Origin of the sequence: Psychromonas arctica, assembly GCF_038155225.1 — a bacterium.
GTDB classification, from domain to species: Bacteria; Pseudomonadota; Gammaproteobacteria; order Enterobacterales; family Psychromonadaceae; genus Psychromonas; species Psychromonas arctica_B.
Window position 1 is genome coordinate 1 of the sequence record NZ_JBAKBA010000245.1, and the last position, 225, is coordinate 225.

General features: G+C 41.3%; 1 pseudogene. It reads left to right on the forward strand.

Annotation, left to right across the window (positions count from 1 at the left end):
* Positions 1-166, forward strand: a pseudogene (locus V6255_RS18430) (sodium ion-translocating decarboxylase subunit beta); the annotation flags it as partial.
* Between the last annotated feature and the right edge of the window lie 59 nt (positions 167-225).

A 225-nucleotide genomic window follows, 5' to 3' on the forward strand; every position in this document is an offset into this window, starting at 1 on the left:
CTTCTTAGGTTTAGGTGTTGGTTCTATATTATCAGCAGATAAGTTCTTGAACTTAGAAACGGTAGGTTTTTTATGGTTAGGCGCTATTGCTTTCTCTATTGGTACTGCATCTGGTGTTATCATGGCAAAAATTATGGGGCGCTTCTCTAAGAGTCGTATTAATCCATAGATCGGGGCTGGAGGTGTGTCAGCTGTACATATGGCTGCGCGTGTAGCTAATAAAGT